We start from the raw sequence: 2,630 nt of genomic DNA, 5'->3' as shown, positions 1-2,630 counted from the left end.
AACCGCTAGGGCCGGTGACGGTCCTCGTGGGTTCGAATCCCACGCTCTCCGCTGAGCACGCGAAACGGCGTCTGACCAGGGCTTCTGTCCGGGTGAGGCGCCGTTGACCGTTTTTGGGGCGTGCAGCCGTGTGCCGCTCTGAGCCTCCGCATGTCGCTGGTCGTGGGATATCCGCGGGATGGAACCGGCTGCGTTCGCCCAGGTCAGACCGGGTGGTGGCGGGATTCCTTCACGTGCCTCCAGGCGATCTTCGCGTGTTTCCACCAGGAGGTGGCCCCGAAGATCAGGAAGATGGGGCCGAAGACGTACTCCATCCAGCCGTCATGGGTGATCACGTCGTGAACGCCGTGGATGACGAAGAACGGCCCGAAGACGAACACCCACATCCCGGTCTCCCAGTCCTCCCTCCTACTGCGCCGCCTGCTCTGATCATCGGCGTCGGACACGGGACCTCAGACCGAACCACAGGTGGTGCAGTGGTGATGGATACCGCGGTCCGATGACGGTGTCCGCTGGAGCCGGCGTGCCTTGCGGCGGTCGTGGGTGGCCAGCGCGGCCCAGACGGCCAGGTAGATCACCACGAACATGACGACTCCGCTGATCAGGGAGCGAGGAGGAACAGGAACTCGATCCCGGACGGCGTCAGGGGGGATACGAGCTCACCGGAGACATCGGGAGACTCAGGGGACATGAGGTGCTCACAGTTCGCTGAACGGGGTCACGGGCCGCTCTCACCTTCGACCGCGGCGACGTGCGGCTGAGTCTTCCCATGAAGGGGCACTTCGTTCAGTGGAAAAGAAGAGGGGCCCGGGATGACCGGGATCCTCTCGCCGTAAGTTGTCGACTCACGCCGCCGATGCATCCTCGATGCGCCGGTTGGCGATCTCCGTACCGCCGTCGATGCACTTGGCGTAGACCTTGAGCAGCACGCCCACTCCGAGTCCTGCCGACTCTGCCGGGTCGGTGCCCATCACCCGCGGCCTGCCACACGAGCTCACCCGTGGTCTTGTCCTTGGCGTGGACGGTCCGTCTGTCGCTGAAGGCGCCGAAGCCCTTTCGCTTTGGCGTTTCGCGCTCCTGGCTTATGCCAAGGTCGTTCCGATGAGGAGCGAACCATGAACATCTCCCTCGAAGTCACCGAATGGGCTCGATGGGCCCTGGCGGCTGCGCTGCAAGGTGACGAGGAAGGCCGTGCGGCGCTGGATCACCTCAGGGGCCCTCTCACGGCAGCGGCCGAGGCGGGAGACGCCGAAGCGCAGAGCGTCCTCGGCGGCATCGCACTGGAGCATGACAATGACTCCGGCGCCGCGTTGAGGCTCTGGAGACTCGCGGCCCACCAGGGACACCCCGCCGGACAGCGTGGACTCGGACACCTCTACGCGTCCGGCCTGGGCGTGCCACAGGACTTCGAGAAAGCGGTGAGCCTGTTCCAGGCTGCGGCTGCCGCCGGGGACCCGGAGGCGATGTACAACCTGGCGATGCTCCACCTCCGGGGCAAGGTCGCTGAACGGATGTCCTCGGATGAGGTGATGGCGCTACTGCGATCCGCCGCCGCGTGCGGGATCAAGGAGGCGAATGCCCGACTGGGTGACTGGTTCTCCGCCCTGGACCGTGACGAGGAGGCTCTGCGGTGGTACCTGGCGGCGGCCGAGGGTGGTCACGCCGGAGCGATGTTCGCAGTCGGGATCCGGTATCGCGACGGCATCGGAGCCGGCCGCGATGCGGTCCAGGCCGTCCGCTGGTTCCTCAAGATGTTGGACGTCGGCAACGGTGACGGCGTTCATGAGGCCATCGAACTGGCGAGGTCCGTGACGGACGATCAGATCCGTGAGGCAGCCGGTCTCGCAGGCCGTGAGGCGGACGGAGAGTCCTTGATCTCCGTCGTGCGGCGCCCTCAGCCATGATCTGAACGGCGAGTGCGGGCAATCGTCCGGAATGGTGATCTCACGGCAAAATCGGCACATGCAGACTCCCGGTCCTACGTCATTGCCGAATTGTTCTTATAGGTGATCAAGCGGCGGCGCGGCGCGGCACCGCACGCCCAGCGTCGCGGACCCCGGCCGCGCATGCCGGCCTGGGGGCCGGTCACGGCCGGGGCCGCACTCGGGCCGCGCACCGACCGTCGGCCCCGCCGTACGCAACCGACTCCCCGCACGCGGGCCGCGCCTTCGCACACGGCCCAAGACACTCCGCCCATCGCCGATGTACCCTCACCGTGCACACCGCGCGCATAGCTGAGGAGCGGCTTTGACTCCCACCGAAGCAGACGGCAGACCCCTCGACTTCTCCCTCGGCGAGTTCCTCTTCTATTTCGCCTATGAAGCCGTGCACAACGTGGCCGTGCTCGTCGGCTTGCTGCTCTGCATCGTCCTGCTCGTCGCCGTTATTGTGACGGTGATACTCCGACGCTTCTCACCCCTCCAGCGGGGACCTCGACTCTGGGACGATCCCCGTCCAGAAGAGCCGGCTTCATGGTGGCTGGGCAAAGAGCCTGATCGTTCCGTCCGCCACGGCGCAGATGACCTACCTGCCTCGGCCCGAACCGCGATGCCACACTGACACGGTGCCCCGCCCAGACCTCAGTGAGCCCGAATACCTCCGCCACATCGAGCACCTGGCCCGCGAGATCG

Annotated in this window: 4 protein-coding genes; 1 reads left to right on the top strand and 3 read right to left on the bottom strand. The window is 66.4% G+C overall.

The genetic code is table 11. From position 1 onward, the window contains the following. Positions 1-203: 203 nt before the first annotated feature. From ACWJ6R_RS34310 to ACWJ6R_RS34300, 3 genes are all read right to left on the bottom strand, one after another. Positions 204-446 carry a hypothetical protein gene (locus ACWJ6R_RS34310; protein ID WP_449066201.1) on the bottom strand — a complete coding sequence of 81 codons (243 nt, stop codon included), beginning with the start codon at positions 444-446 and terminating at the stop codon, positions 204-206. A gap of 6 nt (positions 447-452) precedes the next feature. Beyond that, positions 453-587: a hypothetical protein gene (locus ACWJ6R_RS34305; RefSeq protein ID WP_449066200.1), complete on the bottom strand. Its 135-nt coding sequence runs from the start codon at positions 585-587 to the stop codon at positions 453-455. Positions 588-845: 258 nt separating this feature from the next. After that, positions 846-998: a hypothetical protein gene (locus ACWJ6R_RS34300; RefSeq protein ID WP_449066199.1), complete on the bottom strand. Its 153-nt coding sequence runs from the start codon at positions 996-998 to the stop codon at positions 846-848. 117 nt (positions 999-1,115) lie between these two features. Between ACWJ6R_RS34300 and ACWJ6R_RS34295 the strand changes: the two genes are divergently transcribed. Continuing rightward, positions 1,116-1,904 (top strand): tetratricopeptide repeat protein, encoded by a 789-nt coding sequence (locus tag ACWJ6R_RS34295; RefSeq protein WP_449066198.1) that lies wholly within the window; start codon positions 1,116-1,118, stop codon positions 1,902-1,904. The last annotated feature ends 726 nt before the right edge of the window (positions 1,905-2,630 follow it).

Source organism: Planomonospora algeriensis (assembly GCF_977012225.1).
This window is presented reverse-complemented; position numbering and strand designations above follow the sequence as displayed.